Annotated in this window: 15 protein-coding genes; 7 read left to right on the forward strand and 8 right to left on the reverse strand. The window is 43.4% G+C overall.

Annotated elements, in window-relative coordinates; all coding sequences use genetic code 11:
* The first annotated feature begins 411 nt into the window (after positions 1–411).
* Genes EI161_RS07815 through epmA form a run of 3 tightly spaced genes read left to right on the forward strand, consistent with a single transcriptional unit; the run spans position 412 to position 3,833 of the window.
* A complete protein-coding gene (locus EI161_RS07815; protein ID WP_192524559.1) occupies positions 412–1,539 on the forward strand; it encodes an AI-2E family transporter in 1,128 nt (375 codons plus the stop codon).
* 60 nt (positions 1,540–1,599) lie between these two features.
* Positions 1,600–2,736: a 4-phosphoerythronate dehydrogenase gene (locus tag EI161_RS07820; RefSeq protein ID WP_192524560.1), complete on the forward strand. Its 1,137-nt coding sequence runs from the start codon at positions 1,600–1,602 to the stop codon at positions 2,734–2,736.
* 59 nt (positions 2,737–2,795) lie between these two features.
* Positions 2,796–3,833, forward strand: a complete 1,038-nt coding sequence (gene epmA, locus EI161_RS07825) for an EF-P lysine aminoacylase EpmA (RefSeq protein ID WP_192524561.1) — start codon at positions 2,796–2,798, stop codon at positions 3,831–3,833.
* Positions 3,834–4,111: 278 nt separating this feature from the next.
* Here the strand turns inward: epmA and EI161_RS07830 are convergent, their stop codons facing one another.
* The 6 genes from EI161_RS07830 to EI161_RS07855 all read right to left on the reverse strand — a co-directional run bounded on the left by EI161_RS07830 (position 4,112) and on the right by EI161_RS07855 (position 9,455).
* Positions 4,112–4,750, reverse strand: a complete 639-nt coding sequence (locus EI161_RS07830; protein ID WP_192524562.1) for an NAD(P)H-binding protein — start codon at positions 4,748–4,750, stop codon at positions 4,112–4,114.
* Between the two features lie 348 nt (positions 4,751–5,098).
* Positions 5,099–5,548, reverse strand: a complete 450-nt coding sequence (locus tag EI161_RS07835) for a DUF188 domain-containing protein (RefSeq protein ID WP_192524563.1) — start codon at positions 5,546–5,548, stop codon at positions 5,099–5,101.
* Positions 5,548–6,921, reverse strand: a complete 1,374-nt coding sequence (locus tag EI161_RS07840; RefSeq protein ID WP_192524564.1) for a 5-(carboxyamino)imidazole ribonucleotide synthase — start codon at positions 6,919–6,921, stop codon at positions 5,548–5,550. Before EI161_RS07840 ends, EI161_RS07835 begins: the two co-directional genes overlap by 1 nt.
* A gap of 195 nt (positions 6,922–7,116) precedes the next feature.
* Positions 7,117–7,677, reverse strand: a complete 561-nt coding sequence (gene purE / locus EI161_RS07845; RefSeq protein ID WP_192524565.1) for a 5-(carboxyamino)imidazole ribonucleotide mutase — start codon at positions 7,675–7,677, stop codon at positions 7,117–7,119.
* A gap of 99 nt (positions 7,678–7,776) precedes the next feature.
* A complete protein-coding gene (locus tag EI161_RS07850; protein WP_192522644.1) occupies positions 7,777–8,742 on the reverse strand; it encodes a metallophosphoesterase in 966 nt (321 codons plus the stop codon).
* 104 nt (positions 8,743–8,846) lie between these two features.
* Complete coding sequence (locus tag EI161_RS07855) at positions 8,847–9,455, reverse strand: rhomboid family intramembrane serine protease (protein WP_192522645.1); 609 nt, start codon at positions 9,453–9,455, stop codon at positions 8,847–8,849.
* Between the two features lie 388 nt (positions 9,456–9,843).
* On the opposite strand from EI161_RS07855, the gene EI161_RS07860 reads away from it, so the two are divergent.
* Both EI161_RS07860 and EI161_RS07865 read left to right on the forward strand, forming a co-directional pair.
* Positions 9,844–11,469 (forward strand): hypothetical protein, encoded by a 1,626-nt coding sequence (locus EI161_RS07860; RefSeq protein WP_192522646.1) that lies wholly within the window; start codon positions 9,844–9,846, stop codon positions 11,467–11,469.
* Between the two features lie 404 nt (positions 11,470–11,873).
* Positions 11,874–13,493, forward strand: coding sequence for an OmpA family protein (locus EI161_RS07865; RefSeq protein ID WP_192522647.1), 1,620 nt, complete (start codon positions 11,874–11,876; stop codon positions 13,491–13,493).
* Between the two features lie 246 nt (positions 13,494–13,739).
* Here the strand turns inward: EI161_RS07865 and nagZ are convergent, their stop codons facing one another.
* The gene (nagZ, locus tag EI161_RS07870) at positions 13,740–14,813 is read right to left on the reverse strand and encodes a beta-N-acetylhexosaminidase (protein ID WP_192522648.1); all 1,074 of its coding nucleotides are present in this window, start codon (positions 14,811–14,813) and stop codon (positions 13,740–13,742) included.
* Between the two features lie 578 nt (positions 14,814–15,391).
* Here nagZ and EI161_RS07875 point away from each other — a divergent pair.
* Positions 15,392–17,602, forward strand: a complete 2,211-nt coding sequence (locus EI161_RS07875; RefSeq protein ID WP_192522649.1) for a carboxy terminal-processing peptidase — start codon at positions 15,392–15,394, stop codon at positions 17,600–17,602.
* Positions 17,603–18,211: 609 nt separating this feature from the next.
* Here the strand turns inward: EI161_RS07875 and EI161_RS07880 are convergent.
* Positions 18,212–18,697 (reverse strand): FKBP-type peptidyl-prolyl cis-trans isomerase, encoded by a 486-nt coding sequence (locus EI161_RS07880; protein WP_192522650.1) that lies wholly within the window; start codon positions 18,695–18,697, stop codon positions 18,212–18,214.
* 335 nt (positions 18,698–19,032) lie between these two features.
* Here EI161_RS07880 and EI161_RS07885 point away from each other — a divergent pair, with 335 nt between their 5' ends.
* Positions 19,033–21,015: a M61 family metallopeptidase gene (locus EI161_RS07885; RefSeq protein WP_192522651.1), complete on the forward strand. Its 1,983-nt coding sequence runs from the start codon at positions 19,033–19,035 to the stop codon at positions 21,013–21,015.
* The last annotated feature ends 196 nt before the right edge of the window (positions 21,016–21,211 follow it).

The raw sequence follows: 21,211 nt of genomic DNA on the forward strand, positions 1-21,211 counted from the left end.
CTATAAATTTAATACTATGTTTTGCCCCTTTAAGGGCATAAATCTGGTATCGTTCACCTAGGCTTAGATGTGTATAGTTCATGGTTGCAATCTCACTTTGGTCGGTGGATAAAAACTTTGATGCTAGCGCATCTAGGTCTTTTTTTCACCTCACATTTGGTATTGCACTTCATGTGTTAATCTAAGTAATAAAAAAGATAGCTCATAAATATGTTACGGTATTCTATGAATTCATGCGATTAAAGCAGTTCTTTACCTGTATATTGATGACTCTCTACCCTCGTAAATGAATACCGTTTATGGATATACTCTTTTATAGGTATACTCTATGAACTGATATTCATCACCCATTTATAAACTTGTCAGCGAAGCCACGATAGGTCTTTGCTGTCTTCCCTTGGTTTATACGCTATGATTGAAAACTGGACAAAAGAATTTATTATTCAGCGCTTGCTGGCTATTACCTTATTGGTTGTACTGTTCGTATTGTGTTTTCAGGTGATACAGTTCTTTATCGTGCCAGCACTGTGGGCGGCGATTTTAGCGTATGTGACCTTTCCTGTTTATAACTTTTTTTACCAAAAGGTAAAGCTGAGCCCCAGTTTTAGTGCCGCTATTATGACGGTAAGCATCTCTTTAATTATAGGTTTGCCACTGGTCATTGGGATTTTTATTTTACAACAAGAAGCTTTGAGCCTAATCAGCAATTTAATCTATCGTATCAAAGTGGGTTATTTGGATGTGCCAGACTCCATCAAAGATTTACCAGTGATAGGGCAGCAGGTAAAAGATATATTGTGGAGAATTAATAAAAACCCTGAGGGAACACTCGAAGCCTTTCGTATTTGGGTGCAGTCACATTTATATTATGGCAAAGTCGCGTTTGATGTGGTGTTTAGTGGTCTTGCCAAGCTCGGTATGGCGCTGATGACGCTGTTTTTCTTTTATCGTGATGGGACGAGCTTGGTGCGACAAATCCGCCAGGCATTGCGTAATATCATCGGTAACCGTATCGACGGCTATATTGATTCTGTAGGTACGACCACGCGTGCGGTAGTATATGGTATTGGCCTAACGGCTTTGGCACAAGCCATGCTAGCGGGCGTTGGTTATTATTTCGCCGATGCGCCTAGCCCTATTTTGCTGACCATTGTGACGTTTATCATTGCATTGATTCCATTTGGGACGCCATTCGTTTGGGGCGGCGTATCGATTTGGCTACTCAGCCAAGGGCACACCGTAGAAGGTATTGGCTTGGCATTATGGGGTATATTTATTATCAGTTGGGTTGATAACCTAATTCGTCCTATCGTCATTAGTGGCGCCACCAAAATTCCTTTTATTATTATTTTCATTGGGGTTTTAGGGGGGCTAACAGCGTTTGGCTTCGTTGGGCTGTTTATTGGCCCTGTGGTGTTGGCAATCGGGCTTGCGGTGTGGCGTGAATGGATATCGCAGCATAAAAACGAGATATTTGCCCCACAAGAAGTAGAATTATCTGCGCCTCAAGCCATGCCGCCAGCAAATGAAACAGAGTAAACAATACATCCATAGCAACGTGCTACTGTTATAAATTTTAATAAAATGGTTACCAATACTATGAAAAATAGGCTCGATACAACTAACAATATTACTATTGTGGCTGATAGTAATATCGCCAGCTTGGATGCATTTTTTAATGCCTCTACGCTTGGACAAATGACTGAACAGACTGTGAATATTATCACGGTTGCTGGACGTGATATCAACGCGCAATTGCTTGCAGATTTGCAGCCAGACATGTTGTTGATACGTTCTGTGACCCCAGTAGATGAAGCATTGTTGGCTAACAATGATAGTGTAAAGTTTGTTGGCTCTGCAACTATCGGCACTGATCATGTTGACCAAGATTATTTGGCAGCACGTAATATTACTTTTGCCAATGCGGCAGGTTGTAGCAAGCACTCAGTCGCGCAGTATGTGGTGACCGCTATATTGACTTTACGTCCACAGTATTGGCAGCAATCTATAACGCCATTAACGCTGGGTATCATCGGTATTGGCAATATCGGTAGCACACTTGCGCAGTACGCGAGTGATTTGGGTTGGCAGATATTGGGCTATGATCCTCTATTGCCGTCTTCAGATATCAACAACGCCAGTCTCGAGCAAGTGCTTAGCCAAAGTGATGTGGTCAGCCTTCACGTCCCGTTAACAGATAAAAAAGGTGAGGATAAAACCAGCAACGGTAGTGATTATCCAACGCGGCATCTTATCAATGCAGAGTCTCTAGCAATGATGTCGCCGCATACCATGCTTATTAATAGTGCGCGAGGCCCTGTGGTTAATGCAGATGACCTTGAAGCCGATATCAACTCTACTAAGCGGCAAGTGGTGTTAGATGTGTTTGAGCATGAGCCGCAAGTGGCGGAGAGTTTGCTTGCCAAGCTCGCTATCGCTACGCCGCATATCGCAGGATATACGGTCGAAGGAAAGCTGCGTGGCACGCAAATCATCTATGATGCTCTATGTGAGAAATTGGATGTCACACCCACTCAAACTATGCACAATCTACTGACGCTTAATATGTTTTTATGGTCTGAGTTAAAAGCCCATCCAGATAGGTTGATAAAATTCTACGATATCATGCGAGACGATGCTGCATTGAGGAACAAAACAGTGAATGGTCAAGTAAGGGGCGCTGACTTTGATCAATTGCGCCGTGATTATCGTCTGCGCCGTGAATGGCAATTTTAAGGGTTAACAATACCGTTTAGAATCCTACTTTTATAATTGATGAGGCAGTGTAGATAGCAATGAGCCAAGCAAGTAACCAAGTAAGTAGTTCTCCTACTCAGCCTAGCTATGCTCCCACCATAACTTTAGCCATGGCGCAGCAGCGCGCGCAATTCATAAACGATATCCGTCAGTTTTTTACCAGTCGCCAAGTATTGGAGGTACAGACGCCGCTACTATCACAAGCAGGAAATACCGATACTTTTTTGCAGTCAGTCGCCGCGCAAATCACTTATCAGGATAAACCCTGTGCCTATTATTTACATACCTCGCCTGAATTTGCCATGAAGCGTTTACTCGCCAGTTGGCAAGTACCTATTTATCAGATTTGTTCCGTCTTTCGAGATAATGAAATAGGCGTACGCCATAATATCGAATTTACCATGCTCGAATGGTATCAGCCCAATTATAGCCTAGATGATATGGCCGCTGAGCTGGGAGAGCTATTAGAGACGCTTTATGGCTATCCTGTCGTGATGAGTCATTACCGTTATGTTGATGCGTTTATGGATTTTGTGGGCATCCATCCGCTGACTGCCAGTCTTGAAGCACTACGAGCGGTGGCAGAAGACAAAGGTTTGATAGGTTTTGATTTTAATAATGATGTAAATAGCACAATCGATAGCAAAGACGATATCCGTCAGAGCTGGTTGGATTTATTGTTTAGCCACGCAGTAGAGCCCAATCTGGGTCATGATTTACCGACGCTGATTATTGATTATCCGCCAGCGACTGCCGCTTTGGCTAAAACTGCTTTGGACAAAGACGGTAATAAAGTTGCTAAGCGCTTTGAGCTTTATATTAATGGCATTGAGATTGCTAATGCGTATGACGAGCTGGCAGATGGCGCGGCATTGAGGGCGCGTTTTGAGCAAGACAATCAATTACGTCAGCGTCATCATCTGCCGAAAATGCCCATCGATGAGCATCTATTGGCGGCCTCTGATGCTTTAATACCTTGTAGCGGTATTGCAGTCGGTGTTGATAGGCTGCTGATGGTGCTCACAGGCGCGAAGAGCTTAGAGGAAGTAATTTCGTTTCCAAGTGGTTTGGCATAGTTAGTTATTGATTGAGTGGCTCTAAATAAAATCGATACGATTATAATAAAGTAAATAGCCACGTGCTACTGGAATAAATTTTTCTTGCTTGCTGTTCGCCAGCGTGACAGAGGCTGCGAAAATTTATTCCAGTAGCACTTGTACCGGTTTTAAAGTGCATCAACTATATTGAGTAATTAGCTATTAAGTAGTTATCTATTTGATAGTCATTAAAAAGAGCGAGTAAGCCGAAAGGTCTACTCGCTCTTTTTATTTAGAACTAACTATTTTAAAACGAACTATAGTTTTGCGATAGCGTCATTTATAGCTGTTTCGCCATTATGCATGCTAAATACTTTGTTGATAGTATTATCTGCTTTTAGTACAGCGGCTAAAGTCGTGGCGACATCTTCAATTGAGTTTTCACCCGCATTATCATCATTGATGGCAACTTTACCAGTCGCTGCACGTTCTTTTAGCGCACCTGCTTGAACGATGGTGTAATCAAGCTCGCTGTCATTCACCAACCACTGATCGGCGTAGTGTTTGCAGATATAGTATTGTTTTAAATCACCAATTCCCGGACTGTCCCATTTGCTGGTGTCTAACGAAAATACTGTACTCAGCATGATATAACGTTTAATACCTTTATCTTGTACTGCTTGGATAGTTTTGACCGCACCATGCAAATCAACTTCTAAGACATCTTTACCGCCAGAACCTGCGACAAAATAGACCGCGTCGATATCTTTATCAATCTGCTTTTGAATCGCGTCTTTATGAGCGGTAATGTCTAAATCTAGCTGACTATAATTCTTATCGTCAAATAGCTTTTTTTCTTGGCGGGTGGTGCCAACCACTTGATGGTTATCCGCTAATAGCTGCTTAACCAAATCCGTACCCACTCGACCACTTGCACCAATCACTAAAATTTTCATAATCATTCCTATTGTTATATTGGTTTTTATACACGTTATTGTTGTTAAAACTGAATATAGCGTAACAACAATAGTCGGCATACTTCGTTATGAAGCGTGCCGATTGCATAGTGTTTAGTTATGGAATGTATACGGTTTGCAAGGAAGCCCAGAGCGTATAGTTAGGCTAAAATGAAAGAAATACGTTTCTAACAACGTGCTACTGCTATAATTTTTTTTGCTTGCTGTTCGCAGGCGTGACAGAGGCTGCAAAAAATTCATACCAGTAGCACTGTATCTTTTGTAAATTTGCTCAACTATTTAAGAAAATGTAGAAAAGTTAAGCTGCAAAATTAGTTGCTATAAAAACTAACGCACCAAGCGGTTAAGGCCGTCGGCAAAGGCTTTTTTGTCGCGGTCACCATAAGGTTTTTGTCCGCTCATCTCTTGCAGTTCGAGCACGCCTGTACCGCGCATGGTGTCCATAAAGTCGCGCATATTAAGCTTTTGCTTGATATTGTTTTTATCGTAGACCACGCCGCGTGTCGTTAATACCATACCGCCTTTGTCCAAAATATCATTGGCCAAAGGAATATCGCTGGTGATCGCCAAATCGCCTGATTGTATCTGCTCGACGATATAATCATCGGCTTTATCAAACCCTGATGGCACCACTGTCATAACCAGCAGTGGTGACTTACGCAGTTTAATCGGTTGATTGGCGACGAATATCGCCATGGTTTGTGTGCGTTCAGCGGTTTTGATAATCAAGTCTTTAGCAATCAATGGCACTGAATCTGCATCCACCCAAATTTGCATTATTTTTTGGCCTTATCTGCTTTAGTCGAGGTTTCTTTAATCGGGGCTACTTGAGCCTCTTTTTGCTGGTTATCGTTATTGAGTGAGCTTGTTTTATTTTTAACATCCGTTTTAGATTTTTTAGCATTAGCTAAGTCATCTTCAGTTTTTGGTTGGCTATTTATAGCAGTCGTCTTTTTATCAAGGCCCACTTTATTAGGCAAGACCGCGACCAGCTTGGTCAATGCGGGCTCTAAATCGGCAACATCGTTGGGCATCAAGGTAATATGAGCAATTTTACGGTCGTCACGCTCAGCCTTATGATAGCTATGATAATGAGCACCGTCGATATTTAGTACTGCGCTGATATCAGGATACTGACCCAAGACATTGAGCATAATCGCTGGATGGACATTATCGGTATCGCCTAGTGGTAAATTGACCACGGCTCGGATATGATTTTCAAACTGGCTAGTGATTGCGCCTTCAATACTCCAATGCCCAGAGTTATGCACACGCGGGGCAATCTCGTTGGCCAGTAATGCATCATTACCGCGTGCGTCTTTGGTCACGAATAGCTCAAGTGCCATTATGCCGACATAATCGAGATGATCCATAATCATGGTAATGGCATCAGTTGCTTGCTTAAATAAATGACTGGTACCAACGGCAGGAGCTTGGGTTTTGGCTAAAATGCCATGATGGTGATGGTTTTCGACCAAGTCATAGCAGCGAACTTGACCGTTTTGGGCGCGTGCAGCGATAATAGAAACCTCGCGGCTAAAGTCAATAAAGCCTTCTGCGATTAGCGGGGCGGGCGTTGGTGTCAGTAAGCCTTTACCACTGACGGCATCTTTGAGTTCCTGCCAAGCAGCTTTGATATCGCTGTGTTGTTTAATAACGAACTGACCTTTGCCGTCATAACCACCGCGGCTGGTTTTTAGGACGATAGGCAGTCCCAAGTCAGCACAAGCCTGATTTAATTCGGCTTCAGAATTGACTTCTATAAACGGTACAGTGGCAATATCAAGCGCGTTAAACATCTGCTTTTCTTTTAAGCGGTCTTGGGCGATATCGAGCGCAATCAGCGGTGGAAACATGCCTTGTTTGCTACCAGATTTTGACAAGTCAGTCAGTTGTTTGACAGTCGCAGTCGGTGTGTTTTCGAATTCTAAGGTAAATACATCCGCTGCGGCAATGAAGTCTTCTAATTGCTCACTGCTAAACACACGACCATATAAACTGGCCGGGCAGTCAGTATTGTCTTCTAAAAATACGCATTGATAGCCCAGTGGTATGGCTGCTTCGGCAAGCATCATACCAAGCTGACCACCACCTAAAATCCCGATGGTACGAATGGTTTGGGTAACAGGGTAAGCGTTGGCTGTAGTCATGGTAGGCTCTTTGAGTTAAAAATGAATAATGTGTTGGTGTATTAAATCTAAAAATCAATCGATTAAAATAGGAAAAGGTGCATTGCATGCACCTTATATTAAGTAAAGCTCATCTAAAAATAAATATCAAGTGACGTGCACTTTTAGCCCATTTAGGTATTATCGTTTAGATTGAGGACACGCCCTAATAGGTCATTAGTTATTGATAATACCAGGTGTTGGGCTAGCAAGAATGGTGTCGGTTTGCGCTTGACGCAGAGTATCCAGCTTAGTCGCAATCGAGTCATCATGCAAGGCTAAGACCTGAATCGCCAGCAGGGCAGCGTTATAAGCGCCAGCTGTGCCAATCGCTAAGGTACCAACTGCCACACCTTTTGGCATTTGCACGATAGACAGCAAGCTGTCCCAACCACTGAGCATGGATGATTTCACAGGAACCCCAAAAACAGGCAGCGGTGTTTGACTGGCACACATGCCAGGCAGGTGCGCTGCACCGCCAGCCCCAGCGATGATCACTTGTAGACCGTTACCTTTGGCGCTCTTAGCGTAGTCAAACAATCTGTCTGGGGTACGATGTGCCGAGACTACTTCACAATCAAAAGCGATATCAAAGTCTGCGAGCAACTGTGCTGCGGCGCTCATGGTCGCCCAATCAGATTGTGAGCCCATGATGATGCCAATTTTTGGTTGACCTGTAGGAGAGGTAATAGGGCCGTCTTGATCTATCGTGTTAACAGTAGCTGATGTGGTGCTCATGCTTTGATATCCTCAAAAAGACCATCATACAAAAGTTTTGCTACATTCGTAAAGCCAAGATTGCTGTTTAATAGTGAAGTAAAATAAATAACATTACTCTTATTGATGATTACTGGCAGTATTATCATGACGATATTGTACAAAATTACTAGATTTTAATGGCAATGGCTGTTCGGTATCGAGCTGGTAGCACGTCATATAACCACTGTCTACCGCTGCCGAATAATCGGTACAAGCGACTTGTGGACTCAAGGGTTCAGGCGCGCCAGTCAGCCAATAATGACCGACAAATACCGGTTTATCGGTTTTTAGCGCAAAATCAATATTTTCAGCCAGCAGCTCATTTGGAATCTGAGCCAATGCAGAAGTAGGGGCGCGAGCAACTTCATGAAGTGTGCGTTTATTTAGCTCATCCAGCCACCAACGCACTCTGACTCGTGTGCGCTTCGTACCTTCTTTATCGACCATTACAATACCATCAGGTAGCGATGTTTCGACCCCTTTTAACACACGCTCTAGCGCATCGAATGGTGCGGTGCCTTCTTTAGAAGTCGCGACTAAACCATGCGGCGTTAGGCAGTTATTATCAGTCAACAGGGGTTTAAGTATCGCCATACTATCGACATCCCAGCAAGCATGTACAAAGCAAGCGTAGTCTGTTTCGAGCCATAAAGGAATCTCATATAGGCGTTGTAGCCAATACTGATGTCGCTCTGAGCCAAATGGTACTTCGGCTAAAAACGCCTCATGCTGACGATTATGTATCTCATTATGGGAGCGTAAATACTGGCTAGTATTATCGGGATCAAGAGTAGAAAATGCCAACGCATTATATTCGTGATTGCCCATCACTGCATCGGCCACGTCAGCATCAAGCATGGAAAAGACAATCTCTAGCGTCTCCACCTGCTGCGATCCACGGTCAATCAAATCACCGATAAATAACGCTCGATGACCTGCTGGCGGCACAAAATGTTGACCATTATGTACGTAACCCAATTGTTTTAGCAGACCGACTAGCTTGTCTGCATAACCATGAATATCACCGATAATATCTATAATCATAATAAATCATCAAATTTTTAAAGTTAACATTGTACAGGATATCAAGCGCCATCAACCGATAGCCAACTATTCAGACAGCGATGAAAAATAGAAACGAGCCAGGTCTAAAAACCAGGCGACAGCAAGGCATTTAAGAAATGTGGCAATACTTGTGGCTGTAAAATAATCGTGGCTATTACCCCAAATGCGCCGCCCCATAGATGCGCCATATGATTGATATTTGAGCCACCACGTTTATCGGCATAGATGCTATAAGCAACATAAGCGACCGCGAATAGTATCGCAGGAATGGGGATTATCGCAAATAGATAGATTTTTTCCCATGGGGCCAGCAAAATAAAAGCAAACAACACCGCCGATACACCGCCTGACGCGCCAAGGCTTAAATAACTGGCGCTTTTTTTATTCTTAAGGTAGCTTGGAATCATCGCAATAATAATGGCCAATACGTAAAAAACCACGAAACCATAACCGAATAAGAATGGCTTATACAATCCTTCGATGGCACGACCAAAAAAGTATAAGGTAAACATATTAAACAGCAGATGCATGCCATCGGCATGGATAAAGCCATGCGTTACAAAGCGATCCCATTGCCCATTGTTTATCGCTGGTGGATAAAAAATAAGCCGATTAAAAAACGTCTTGTTTTGCCACGCTATTAGGCTGACAATAACCGTAATAATGATAATAAGTGTCGTATGATTGAACAAAGGAAAGTCCTTAGGCCGCGCCTGGTGTGTGCCAATATTATCAATGGCAATGTTATAAATGATGGCAATGTTCAGAGCCTAGTTCAATGCCTAAGTATTAGCATTAGGGCTTAGTCAAAACTAAATATGACCAATAATGAAACAATACTAACAGTAGTTATGAGGAGGCGAAAACTTATTGTGTGACAAAATAGTGCATTTCTATGCTTTTATAGTGAGTAATGTAGTCCTGCGTCAGGCAGAATGAGTAAAGCTTCATATACTGACGATCACGATGTCATGAATGCCAGCAGTTTTCTAGGGTAGGTAATGTATTACTACATAAAACAAAAACGAACCATTCATTCTTTTATAAAGTTAAAGTGCAGGTCGAAAAAGGCAGTCATCTATGAGTATTATTGAGCAGTTGGAACAAACCGTAACCCCCGCTCTATTAGGCGACCATGATAACCAAGGCAGCAGTGATAACCAAGGTAGCGTGGCCTATATTAGCTTACTTGAGCAGTTTTATGCCATTTTGGCAGCACGTCTGGCATTGCCACAGATTTACTCACAGTTAATTCGCGCTGAGCAAGTGATGGCAGCTGATATGGTCACAGAACGTCCATTGTTTGAACAACTATGGCACGACCCTAGGATGCAGCAGGTTATTGTTCAAGAGCTGTCCGCCACCCATCATATAGATGAGGTTAAGACCGCGCAGTTACTCATTAATGCCGCTCCATTGGCTTATCGTGAGCTCAAAATATTGGCCGATGGACAGTTTCTACCCGCATTTTTGCAAGCAGAACAATCTGCGCTGCGTAGCTATTTACCTATATGGTCGGCTCCCGTTATCACAGCGACTCAAAGCCTTGGTGAAGACACCAACTCAAATAATGTAGTGAATGCTGGTACTGCCACAAGGAATGATCGTGCGCTAGATAAAGCTCAAGATTCTGATGGAAGTACAAGCGCGATAGTGGCGGCGCCCACTACCTCATCGACGGTAGCTGATATAAACAACACTGATGAAAGTACAGGTATAGAGAGTACGGGTATAGAAAGTACTGATGCCATCCATGCCAATCCAGCTGCGCATCATTTGGCAGAAAACGACAACATGAAGCGAGTCGAAGTGCGCACTCGTAATCAACGTAACGACCTACTAATACGAGTGTTTTTGTTAATAGGAGCGGTGGCAGCGATTGGGTTGGCTGTTTGGGCTTTATTGATAAAGCCTAGTAATACTGTGCCAGTGGAACCTGTTGTGACAGCGCCTGTGGTCGTACCACCTGCGCCAGCAGAGCAGACTATGACCCCAGTCGAGCTCATCATTGGCATGGACGATAGCGGTAATCTCTATACCTGTAGTGCCACTGTGGGTGATGAAGCATTACAAAGCACCTTACAAAATGCATTAAATACTAGCTTTGGTGAGCAGGCGAGCATTTGCACATTGGCGGTACAAACAGACACTGCAACCAGTATTGCTAACATTTCTGTAGAGAAGTTACCCAACATCTTGACCATGCTTAGGTCAACGCCGTTTGCACGCTTACAGTTGCAAAACGACCGCCTTACGTTAGAGGCACCAGATAGTATGTTGTTGCAGCGATTGGTTACGGATATAGGTGCTTTGGCACCAGCAATGACAATCGATAGTACGGCACCACTACCATTGCCCGAAAACAATGATGTCAATGCGATGAATGAGGAAGATAATCAGTTTGAAAATGAGGGTGCGGGCACAAATAACCAGTATGGTAATGATGACAATGGGGCTGGAGAGTATCAGGCATCAGATGATGATACAGGTGATAACGTGATACCTGCTCCTGCTCCAAATAACAATGATGTTAATAATACTAACAATGCTGCTGATAGTATTCCTCGTAACGTACCGAGCAATATACAAAGAAATCCACCGAGCAATAACCGACCGACCAGACCACCAGGTCCTTTTTCGCCAGAGGAAGTCGATGAGATGGCCAGTACAGTCATCGTCGCTGAGCCTGCACAGGTAAGGCAATAAATGATTCGATCATAAAGAATATTTGGCGTATCGGTTTTAAAGTGAATCAACTATGTTGCTGTATTACAAGGCAAAGGACTTGATAAAGTCTCGGTCATAATCACGTATTGGCATGTTGATAATTTATATTTTATTGTATACATGGTTACGTGTGACAACTGAAACATTACCTAACGTAGCATTTGCACAACAACGTGTTGATTGTTAATACTCGCTTAATACTTTTATAATGATAAAAATTGAATATAGCTCGGACGATGGTTTTTTCAACCATGGTCGTGGCTTTCAGCTCATATACTTTAATACCACATACTTTCATACCACCTAAAGGTTTCATTGAGTCAATTTTTAAGCATTCTAATTATACAAATAAGCCAAGTAAGCATTGATAGGAGAATTATATTATGGATATTATCAGTCATTTGACGCGCACAGTCAGCCCAGCAGTACTAGAAGATGACCGTAGCCCAGCTAAGAAAAATCTACTTGAACAGTTTTATGCTATTTTTGCCGCCCGTCTGGCAGACAATGATACTTACGACCGCTTTGCCAATGAGAATATCGCCCGTGACGACCAAGGGTTCTATGATCGCGTGTGGACAGATGGCTCGCACCGTGACCAAATCGCGCGTGAGTTGGCTGGCAAGCATAATGTTGATGTAACAGCCGCTCGTGGTTTGATTGCTATGGCAGCACCGCTGGCTTTTCACGAAATTAAAAGTTTGGCTGGTACCACACCTGTCCCACAGTTTTTGAGTGATAATCTTGCAAATTATCAACATCATATTCCTGCATGGGCAAGTGCCGTTTTGCCCGCCGGGATTTTGGCTACCACGCCTGCTGCTGGAGCGCGTATTTCTGATACGGTAAGTACGGCACCATTGCAACATGAAGAAGAGCCGCAAGGCAGCTTTATGAAGGCGCTGTTACCCATCATTGGCTTGATTATTTTAGGGGCCTTGGCTTGGGCGTTACTGCGTGGTTGCCAAGAAACTCCTGAGCCTGTCGCCACACCAGCTGCTACGACGCAACAAGCGGCAGATGACGATGGACAAACAGCGGTTGCTGCTGATGTTGAGCCTGCGTCATTGCGTATTGCCACTGGTGAAAACAGTGAACTGTACGCTTGCCGCATGAATGTTGGTGATGAGACCTTACAGACCAATGTGATGGATGCGTTAACTGGCGTCTTTGGTGATGAAACCAGTAAATGCCGCGCCGATGTTGATGACCATTTTGCAATAGATATGCCAGCGGCTGCCCAGCTTGCCACTATACTGCCTATCGTCAAAAATGTACCAAACGCCAGCATGGTTATCAAAGGTGATAATATTATTGTTAACGCACCCGATGCTGCAACATTAGATAAGTTGGTCGATGACTTACAAGCCGCTGCCCCAGCGATGACGGTAAAAGCCGAAGGTCCGTTGGATGAGCAAAGCGAGATCGATAATAGCTTAACAGCATCGCAAGCAGCTATGGATGATCTTGGTGACAATCCAGATCCTCGTGATGTTGCGCGCGCTTTAAGTTTACAAGTCGTTAACTTTGAAGTAGACAAAGCAGTGATTCCAGATGCTAACAAGCCATTGTTAGACAATGCTGTGGCGCTTATGGAACAAGTGCCTAACATGAAATTGATGATTATTGGTCACACTGACAAAACGGCTGACGCGGATTATAATATGAAGCTATCGCAAGAGCGTGCCGAATCTATGAAGGAGTATTTGGTCGCCCAAGGCGCCGACCCAAGCAAACTTATGACTAAAGGCATGGGCGAGACAGATCCTATCGCTGATAACTCAACCGAACAGGGACGCTTTCGTAACCGCCGCATTGAGTTCATGGTAAATGATGAAACAGTCGATGCCAATGCTAGTGCTGATGCTGATGTTAATGACGGTATGGCTATTACTAACGATGCGCTTGATCCTGATTTAAACCCTTTAGACAGTAACAACGATGATTTATTGCCAGATGGTGATGACGCAACTCAAGGTACCGCCATTGACCCAACAAATTAATCCAAGGGTTATGAGGTTAAAAAGCTTCTAATAACGTAGCAATAAAAAACCGCATCTTATAAAAGGTGCGGTTTTTTTATTTTGCTAAGGCTATTATTTATAAGTGACTATTTATAGTCAGTGAGAAGTAATATCGCTACATCACGTACTGCAGGTACCGTTTTTTCTTGCTTGCTGTGCCTACGCAGACAGAGGCTGCAAAAAAACTATACCCACAGTATCGTAGCGTTTTTTAAAGTATTTTAACTATATATAAGCGGTAGGGTCTTTGAAGTCAGAAGTTTGCACCTCAGATTCAAGATTAAAAAAGGTTTGAGTCACGTTTTGTTTTGCTTGTTGCCAGTAGTCAAACTGCTGACAAGTAGCATCAAGCTCGCCTTGCCATAAGGGTATATTGCCACACATGGTTTTGATACGGTTTTGGTTGGGATAAGGCAGCTCTTGCGCCGTCTCTGCTGCTTCGTGCGCGGCAACGCGGTCATTACAGACCAGCGCAATATCACAACCTGCTTCGATGGCAGCTTTTACACGAGCGCTGACATCACCAGCGGCTTGAGCCCCTGCCATGCATAGATCATCAGAGAATAAGACACCATCAAACTCAAGCTGATTGCGTAGGATGTCTTTGAGCCAAATCTTAGAGAATCCTGCTGGTTTGTCATCCACTTGTGAGAAAATAACGTGCGCGGGCATTAAGGCATCGAGCCAGGGTAACGATTGCGCAAAAGGCTGCATATCACTGTGCATAATTTCATCAAAGCTACGTGTATCGACGGCCTCAGCCACATGTGAGTCAGGGGCGATAGCACCATGACCGGGGAAGTGCTTACCCGTGGTTGCCATGCCGGCTGCTTTCATGCCGCGCATAAACTGGGTCGCCAGAGCCGTAATGGCTTGCGGGTCATGATGAAAGCTACGATCGCCAATGACCTGACTGATACCATCTCTATCGAGTACGGGTGCAAAGCTTAAATCAATGCCTACGGCCAATACTTCTGTCGCCATTAAATAACCACAATCATAGGCACGAGCAAGCGCTTGGCTGGGGTCTTTATTAAATAACTCACCAAGACGACCCATGGCAGGTAGAGGGGTAAATCCATTACGTAATCTGGCAACGCGCCCACCTTCTTGGTCGACACCAATTAAAATATCAGGATTGTGATAGCGTATGTCATCACATAATGCTCGCACTTGCGCGGCATCTGTGACATTTCGGGCAAATAATATCACCCCACCAACCTGTGCTTGTTTGATTAAGCTAATATCCTCAGCCGTTAATACGGTACTATCGATATCGATCATTAAAACGCCGTACATTGCGTAATCCTTATAGGTTAACTATTGTTATATTATGAGTGTAATTGAATGGGTTTAACTGACGATAGATAATGAGTAATCACAATATTAGGCTATCATCCAGACAGTTGTATTATGACAGTTATTATTAATCGAGCATAATGTCACAATGTCACAATGTCACAATGTCACAATGTCACAATGTCACAATGTCATACAATCAAATCAATCTGTGAATACCTATAGCTGTCCATGTTGATGGATAAACAGACATAATAAATATGTTAGAAAGTTTGGTATGTGCTGGCGTAGCGTGTAATATTGCTTATACAGTTTGAGACAGTCCAGTATTTATGCTCATGTTAGTATTGTTTGATTTTTAAACATATATCGGCAGACGATAATAAAATTTAGAAGTGGTAGCTCAAAAGCTATTGTTAAAAAGTATTATCAGCAAGGCAATGCTAAATGACAAGTGACCGCCAGCAGAAAAGTGAAGGCAGAAAAATAACAAACGTCGTGGGCAGTGACTCACCAATCCTGCTTTAATTTTGATAAAACAAATAATATTATTAACGTAAAATAACTAGGTATACATGATGAAAAAACAACCAGCACAGTGGTTACTCAGTGCCGCGTCAGTGGGCGTCGCCGGTATCATTCTCGCCCAGAGCTATGGCACTGCGGTAGCAGAAACCAATACTGGGAGCTTTGTACAGACGCCTGAACAAAAAGTCACCACCCGCCAAGTAGCTGCCTTGCTGGATCGTAGCCATTATCTCAATCAGCCGCTCGATAGCGAGACAGGTAGCGAGATTTTATCTATGTATATTGATAGCCTTGATCCAAACCATACGTTGTTTTTGCAGTCGGATGTCGATGAATTTAAGAAAAAATATGCTGATGAATTTGGTGCGCGCCTCAAACGCGGAGACTTGTCTGCAGGGGTAGAAGTGTTTGAACGTTATCGTAAACGCTCGAACGAGTATTTTGTGATGGCAAGCAAAATGCTAAAAACAGACTTAGATTTGACCAGTAAAGACACCATCGTCCTCGACCGTGAAAAGCTCAAGCATTTTAAAACCAAAAAAGAGCAGCGTGATTATTGGTCGCGTCAGCTGAAATTTCAGTTGATGAGTATTACTTTGGGTCAAGAAGATGAGAAAGCCAAAGAAAAAGTATTTTTAAGCAATCCAGATATTACTCGTGGACAGGATTTGGTGCGTAACGATAAGCGTACGCCAAGTGAGATTTTACAAAACCGTTTGTCGCGGCAGCAAGAGCAGTCTAAACGTCTCAAAGATGATGAAATCATGGAGACCATCTTAAACACAGCGATGCTGACTTATGATCCGCACAGCAACTACTATGCCCCGGTTCAAGCCAATGAATTACAAATCCAATCCAGCCTACAATTAGAGGGGATCGGGGTTTCTATTCGCCCTGACCGTAAAAACCCAGATTATACTCGTATCGTGACGTTAGTGGACGGTGGCCCAGCGGCGAAATCTGGTCAGATTAAGCCCAATGACTTAATTGTGGGTATCGCAAAAGATGGGGAGACCATGACTGATGTGGTCGGCTGGTCGACACGTGAGATTGTCAGTTTGATTCGAGGTAAGCGTGGTACCTCAGTCACGCTCAAGCTGCGTCAGCCTAATACGCCGGACGCCAGCGCCCGTAACGTGACCGTGGTTCGTGACATCATTCAGCAAGAAGAATCAGGCGTTACTCAGCGTATCGTCGAAGTCCAGCGTCCTAATATTGACAAAACACCCAAGCGTATCGGCGTACTTGAAATCCCGAGTTTTTATTTAAATTATCGTGCCCGCCGTAATGGCGAAAACTATCGTAGTGTCAGTATCGATACCGAAAAAGCACTGAAAGAGCTGAATAAAGAAAATATTGATGGTTTGGTGGTTGATCTGCGTAATAACCCAGGCGGCTCGTTAGATGAAGTGGCCAAAATGCTGGGCTTCTTTATTAAGAGTGGACCGATGGTACAAATCCGTGACAACCGCGGCAATATTCAGGTCTATCGTGACGATGATGGTGGCGAACAGCTTTATGACGGCAAGGTAGTGGTGTTGACCAACCTAGCATCGGCATCTGCCAGTGAAATCTTCGCTGCTGCTATTCAAGACTATGGTCGTGGCTTGGTGGTCGGCAGTACCACAACAGGTAAAGGCTCTGCACAAATTCAACTCGATAGCTTGGCATTGGGTTCAGCGACTTTAACGCAGCGTAAGTTTTACCGTATTACTGGTGGTAGTACGCAGAATAAAGGCGTTGTGCCTGACGTTGAGTTGGTCAATATCTATGATGACGCAACCTTTGGCGAGCGCGCGCAGAAAAAAGCGTTGCCTTGGGATACCATTAAAACCGCTCCTTACAAACCTGAAGGCAAGTTTTCTGACGACACTTTAGCCACCCTAAATCAGCAGTCCAAAATTCGTCAACAGAAAAACCCGCAGTTTACTTACTTATCAACGCTCAACGATATTCGTGATATGGATGATGAAAAGAAGGCGGTTAATCTCGATATCAATAGCCGCCGCGCCAAGATGCAGCTGATTGAAAAACGCTCATTGGAAGCGGAAAACAAACGCCTCATCGCCTCTGGTGAGCGCCCGTATTCCAATTGGAATACCTATCAAGCAGCAATGGATGCAAAATTTGAAGAGCGCAGTCAAATGAAAGCCAATGAACGCCCAGAGTTGCCCGAAGACGAGGTATTCATTAATGAAGCGGCCTATATCATGCTCAGCGCTGAACCCAAAGAACTGCTTAGCCCAGAAGAGAAGCTATAGAATAAATAGGATGTATTGAGCTATAAAAACAGCTATATAAATCGATGTAAGCATATGCTTACATCGATTGACGTTTATACCTCTTACTAACCATCGGCCAATCTGCGATTATAACTGTACGGCACGATTGAACGAAACGGTTCATTGATACTAGGGATTGGTATCTGAAAGATCGCATCAGGGATAGGTGGTTTGCTGGTTAAGGATGATAAGGCTGGATGCCTGACAGTTATAGGATGCCCCGGGATTAAGCCTCATATAACGTTAACATGGATGGTTGGTGATAAAAGCCGCATAATGCTAGTCGTTATGCGGCTTTGTTACGTCTGGAAAATAGTAATTAATAAAAAAACAGACGATTGAAGCAATAGTCTTGTATCGCTTTTAAAGTGACTCCACGATATCGATAGAAACTTAATCGATAGAAACTTAATCGATAGAAACTTAATCGATAGAAAATTAAACCCTTCTTATTTTTATAAACCACTCTTTATAAATGACAAACACAAAAAAAGGTCAGTAGACATAGCTACCGACCTTTTTAAACCAGATAATAAGCGAATTAACTGCTTATTATTTAGTCATTCTCACTAAATTCTCAAAAAGAGATTAGTGCTCAACGCCACCAGCGCCATGTACATGGCCATGGTTTAGCTCGTCTTCAGTAGCAGCACGCACTTCTTGGATTTCAACATCAAAGGTCAGACGCTTACCAGCCAATGGATGGTTTGCATCAACAGTGACTTCTTGATCGTTTACAGCAGTAACGGTAACTAGCATTACTTGACCACCAGCTTCTGACTGAAACTGCATACCAGGCTGGATGTCGTCAACGCCTTGGAAGTTATCACGTGGTACATGTTGTACTGCTTGCTCTTGATACTCACCGTAGCCATCAGCAGGCTCAACAACTGCGTTTACTTTTTCGCCAGCAGATTTGCCTTCTAATTGTTTTTCTAGGCCTGGGATGATATTGCTGTGACCATGTAAATAAGCAAGTGGTTGACCTTCTGGAGATTGGTCAAGGATGTTGCCTTCGTCATCTTTTAGCGTGTAATTGAATTGAACGGCAGTGTCTTTTGCGATAGTAGTCATAAAATATCCTAAATATATCGGTGTAAAAAATTAAATACGATTGCAATAAACCTAAAAAAGCCAATCAGCCAGCTAAATAGCCACGTCATTAGACAATTATCATCAGTTTATTAAAGTAACTGTAGCAGTTAGCATCTTTAATTGAGATGCCTTACATGACTTTCAAGGCGAAAATAATAAAAAATGTCATTTAATTCTAATAAATGTCATATTTGATAGAAACAATCGCTGTTTTCTATTATTTAAAGGTGGCCAGCAGGGTATTCACGGTTTGTCAGTTGCGTTTTTGGGCGAGGGCTTCTACCATAATGTTAAAAATAAGGATGAAAAAGATTATGACCTCATTTGCCAATACTGCTAATCGTCAGTCAACGGATACCAATACCATTAACAATCATGCCAATAATATAAACGCTGATATCAGTTATCGGTTCGATTTCGAGCGTTTTTTAGAACATTTGGTTGATGTGTCGCTCACTTTTACGGCAACAGCCGACTCGCCTCAGCTTTGGTTGCCTGCTTGGATTCCGGGTAGTTACTTGATGCGTGAGTTTGCCCGCAACATTACCGCGGTGCATTATCGTGTGCTAGGCAGCAAGGCTGATTTTGAAACGCATCGCGCGCCGAAAATAGATAAGAATACTTGGCAACTACCACAAGTTAAGGCAGGGCAAGCCATAGAAATCCATTATGAAGTGTACTGTTACGATTTATCAGTGCGGACCGCCTATGTCGATCAGCAGCGTCTATACGGCAACTTTACCTCGCTAGCATTGGCAGTTGAAGGGCAAACACATAAACCTGTACAGGCCAGCTTAATTATTCCAGCTGCATTTTTAGCAGACAAAGAAGACAGCCGCGTGCTATTGGCATGTGGTTTGGTATCTACTCATTTAAGTCTTGATGGGCAGCACAGTTATGGGCTACAGGCAGACAGCTATCACGAGTTGATTGATTACCCATTTGAAATCGCAGAGCAGGACGCCTTTGATTTTATTGTTCAAGATAATATGCATCAAACGCTTCATCACCGTTTTTACCTCTCGGGTAAGCACGATGCCAATATGGGCAGGTTGCAGCAAGATGTTACTCAGATTTGTCAGAGCTACCTAGATTGGTTGGGCGATGCGCCTTTTAATGACTATACTTTTATGACTTATGCCAGTGGTCAGGATTATGGTGGACTTGAGCATATCAATTCAACCAGCCTGATTACGCCGCGTCGCGACCTACCAAGTATCGATGAGCCAAACATACCAAGCACAGATTATCAGCGTTTTTTGGGTTTATGCAGCCATGAATACTTTCATGCATGGTGGGTTAAGACAGTACGCCCAGATGTGATGTTAGATGTCGATCTACGCCGCGAAGCTTTTACGCCATTGCTATGGGTATTTGAGGGCTTTACTTCTTATATCGATGATTTTATGTTGCAAGCGTCTGGCGTGATTGATAAGCCCAGCTATCTTAAGCTGCTGGCCGAACAAATCAATCGTTACTATCAAACGGCTGGGCGTGCGCACCAAAGTGTCGCAGAGTCGAGCTTTGATGCGTGGATTAAACTGTATCGTAACGACGAGAATACAGGCAATGCGGGTATTAGTTACTACAATAAAGGCGCATTGGTGGCATTGTGTTTGGATCTAACGTTGCTTGAAAAAACGAATGGTCGCTATCGCTTGTTTGATGTGGTCAAAGCTTTTTATACTCAAGCTAAGAAAAACGACAATAAACGCATCGGTATCAGTAGTGCCGATATGGGCACGGTGATTGGGCAGTTTATGCCTGCAGCTGACTGGGACAACTTTGAGCAGCGTTATGTCAATGGCGTTGAAGAATTACCGATCGAAGCGCTACTAACAGCAAACGGCATTAACCTGCATACCAATACTAAAGAGACTGCTGATAAACAGGTGCCTTGGGGTATTCGTTGTACTGAAACGCCAGCTGGACTCAAGGTCAACCGCGTGGCACGCGCTAGTGTCGCTGCTAGAGCTGGCATTTCAGCGCATGATGTCATTATTGCGATTGATGGTATCAAAGCTGATAGTAAACAGTTGGCAGCGCTTAATAAGGCTGCGCATAATGTCGAATGTTATCTCTTTCGCCGTGATGAGCTAATGTGTGTTAATGTCCAGCCTTTAGCCGCTAGTGAGGCTGTTGATGCTGTTGATGCTGAAAAAGCATTTCCCCATAAAGTAAGCCTGCATTTAGCAAAAGAGGGAAGCGAGTCTTTGTCAAAAGACAGCAGTGAGCACGCAGCGGTAAAAACTGACTGGCAAGCATGGCTTAATGCGATGGAGCGTTATCAAGGCTAGGTGCATTGGTTTGAAAGCTTGGTTTGGAAGTATTGATCTTAGTTGTTTTTATAACCGTTGATTAAAGACTTAGATTAACACATGAAGTGCAATACCAAATGTGAGGTGAAAAAAAGACCTAGATGCGCTAGCATCAAAGTTTTTATCCACCGACCAAAGTGAGATTGCAACCATGAACTATACACATCTAAGCCTA

This window comes from Psychrobacter sp. FME5 (assembly GCF_014861375.1).
Taxonomy (GTDB): domain Bacteria; phylum Pseudomonadota; class Gammaproteobacteria; order Pseudomonadales; family Moraxellaceae; genus Psychrobacter.

Coding starts and splice junctions, on each gene's coding strand:
- purE (WP_192524565.1), bottom strand. CDS start 7,677: ATGAGCACCACATCAGCTACTGTTAACACGATAGATCAAGACGGCCCT.
- epmA (WP_192524561.1), top strand. CDS start 2,796: ATGAGCCAAGCAAGTAACCAAGTAAGTAGTTCTCCTACTCAGCCTAGC.
- EI161_RS07860 (WP_192522646.1), top strand. CDS start 9,844: ATGAGTATTATTGAGCAGTTGGAACAAACCGTAACCCCCGCTCTATTA.
- EI161_RS07850 (WP_192522644.1), bottom strand. CDS start 8,742: ATGATTATAGATATTATCGGTGATATTCATGGTTATGCAGACAAGCTA.
- EI161_RS07865 (WP_192522647.1), top strand. CDS start 11,874: ATGGATATTATCAGTCATTTGACGCGCACAGTCAGCCCAGCAGTACTA.
- EI161_RS07820 (WP_192524560.1), top strand. CDS start 1,600: ATGAAAAATAGGCTCGATACAACTAACAATATTACTATTGTGGCTGAT.
- EI161_RS07880 (WP_192522650.1), bottom strand. CDS start 18,697: ATGACTACTATCGCAAAAGACACTGCCGTTCAATTCAATTACACGCTA.
- nagZ (WP_192522648.1), bottom strand. CDS start 14,813: ATGTACGGCGTTTTAATGATCGATATCGATAGTACCGTATTAACGGCT.
- EI161_RS07840 (WP_192524564.1), bottom strand. CDS start 6,921: ATGACTACAGCCAACGCTTACCCTGTTACCCAAACCATTCGTACCATC.
- EI161_RS07885 (WP_192522651.1), top strand. CDS start 19,033: ATGACCTCATTTGCCAATACTGCTAATCGTCAGTCAACGGATACCAAT.
- EI161_RS07835 (WP_192524563.1), bottom strand. CDS start 5,548: ATGCAAATTTGGGTGGATGCAGATTCAGTGCCATTGATTGCTAAAGAC.
- EI161_RS07830 (WP_192524562.1), bottom strand. CDS start 4,750: ATGAAAATTTTAGTGATTGGTGCAAGTGGTCGAGTGGGTACGGATTTG.
- EI161_RS07875 (WP_192522649.1), top strand. CDS start 15,392: ATGAAAAAACAACCAGCACAGTGGTTACTCAGTGCCGCGTCAGTGGGC.
- EI161_RS07815 (WP_192524559.1), top strand. CDS start 412: ATGATTGAAAACTGGACAAAAGAATTTATTATTCAGCGCTTGCTGGCT.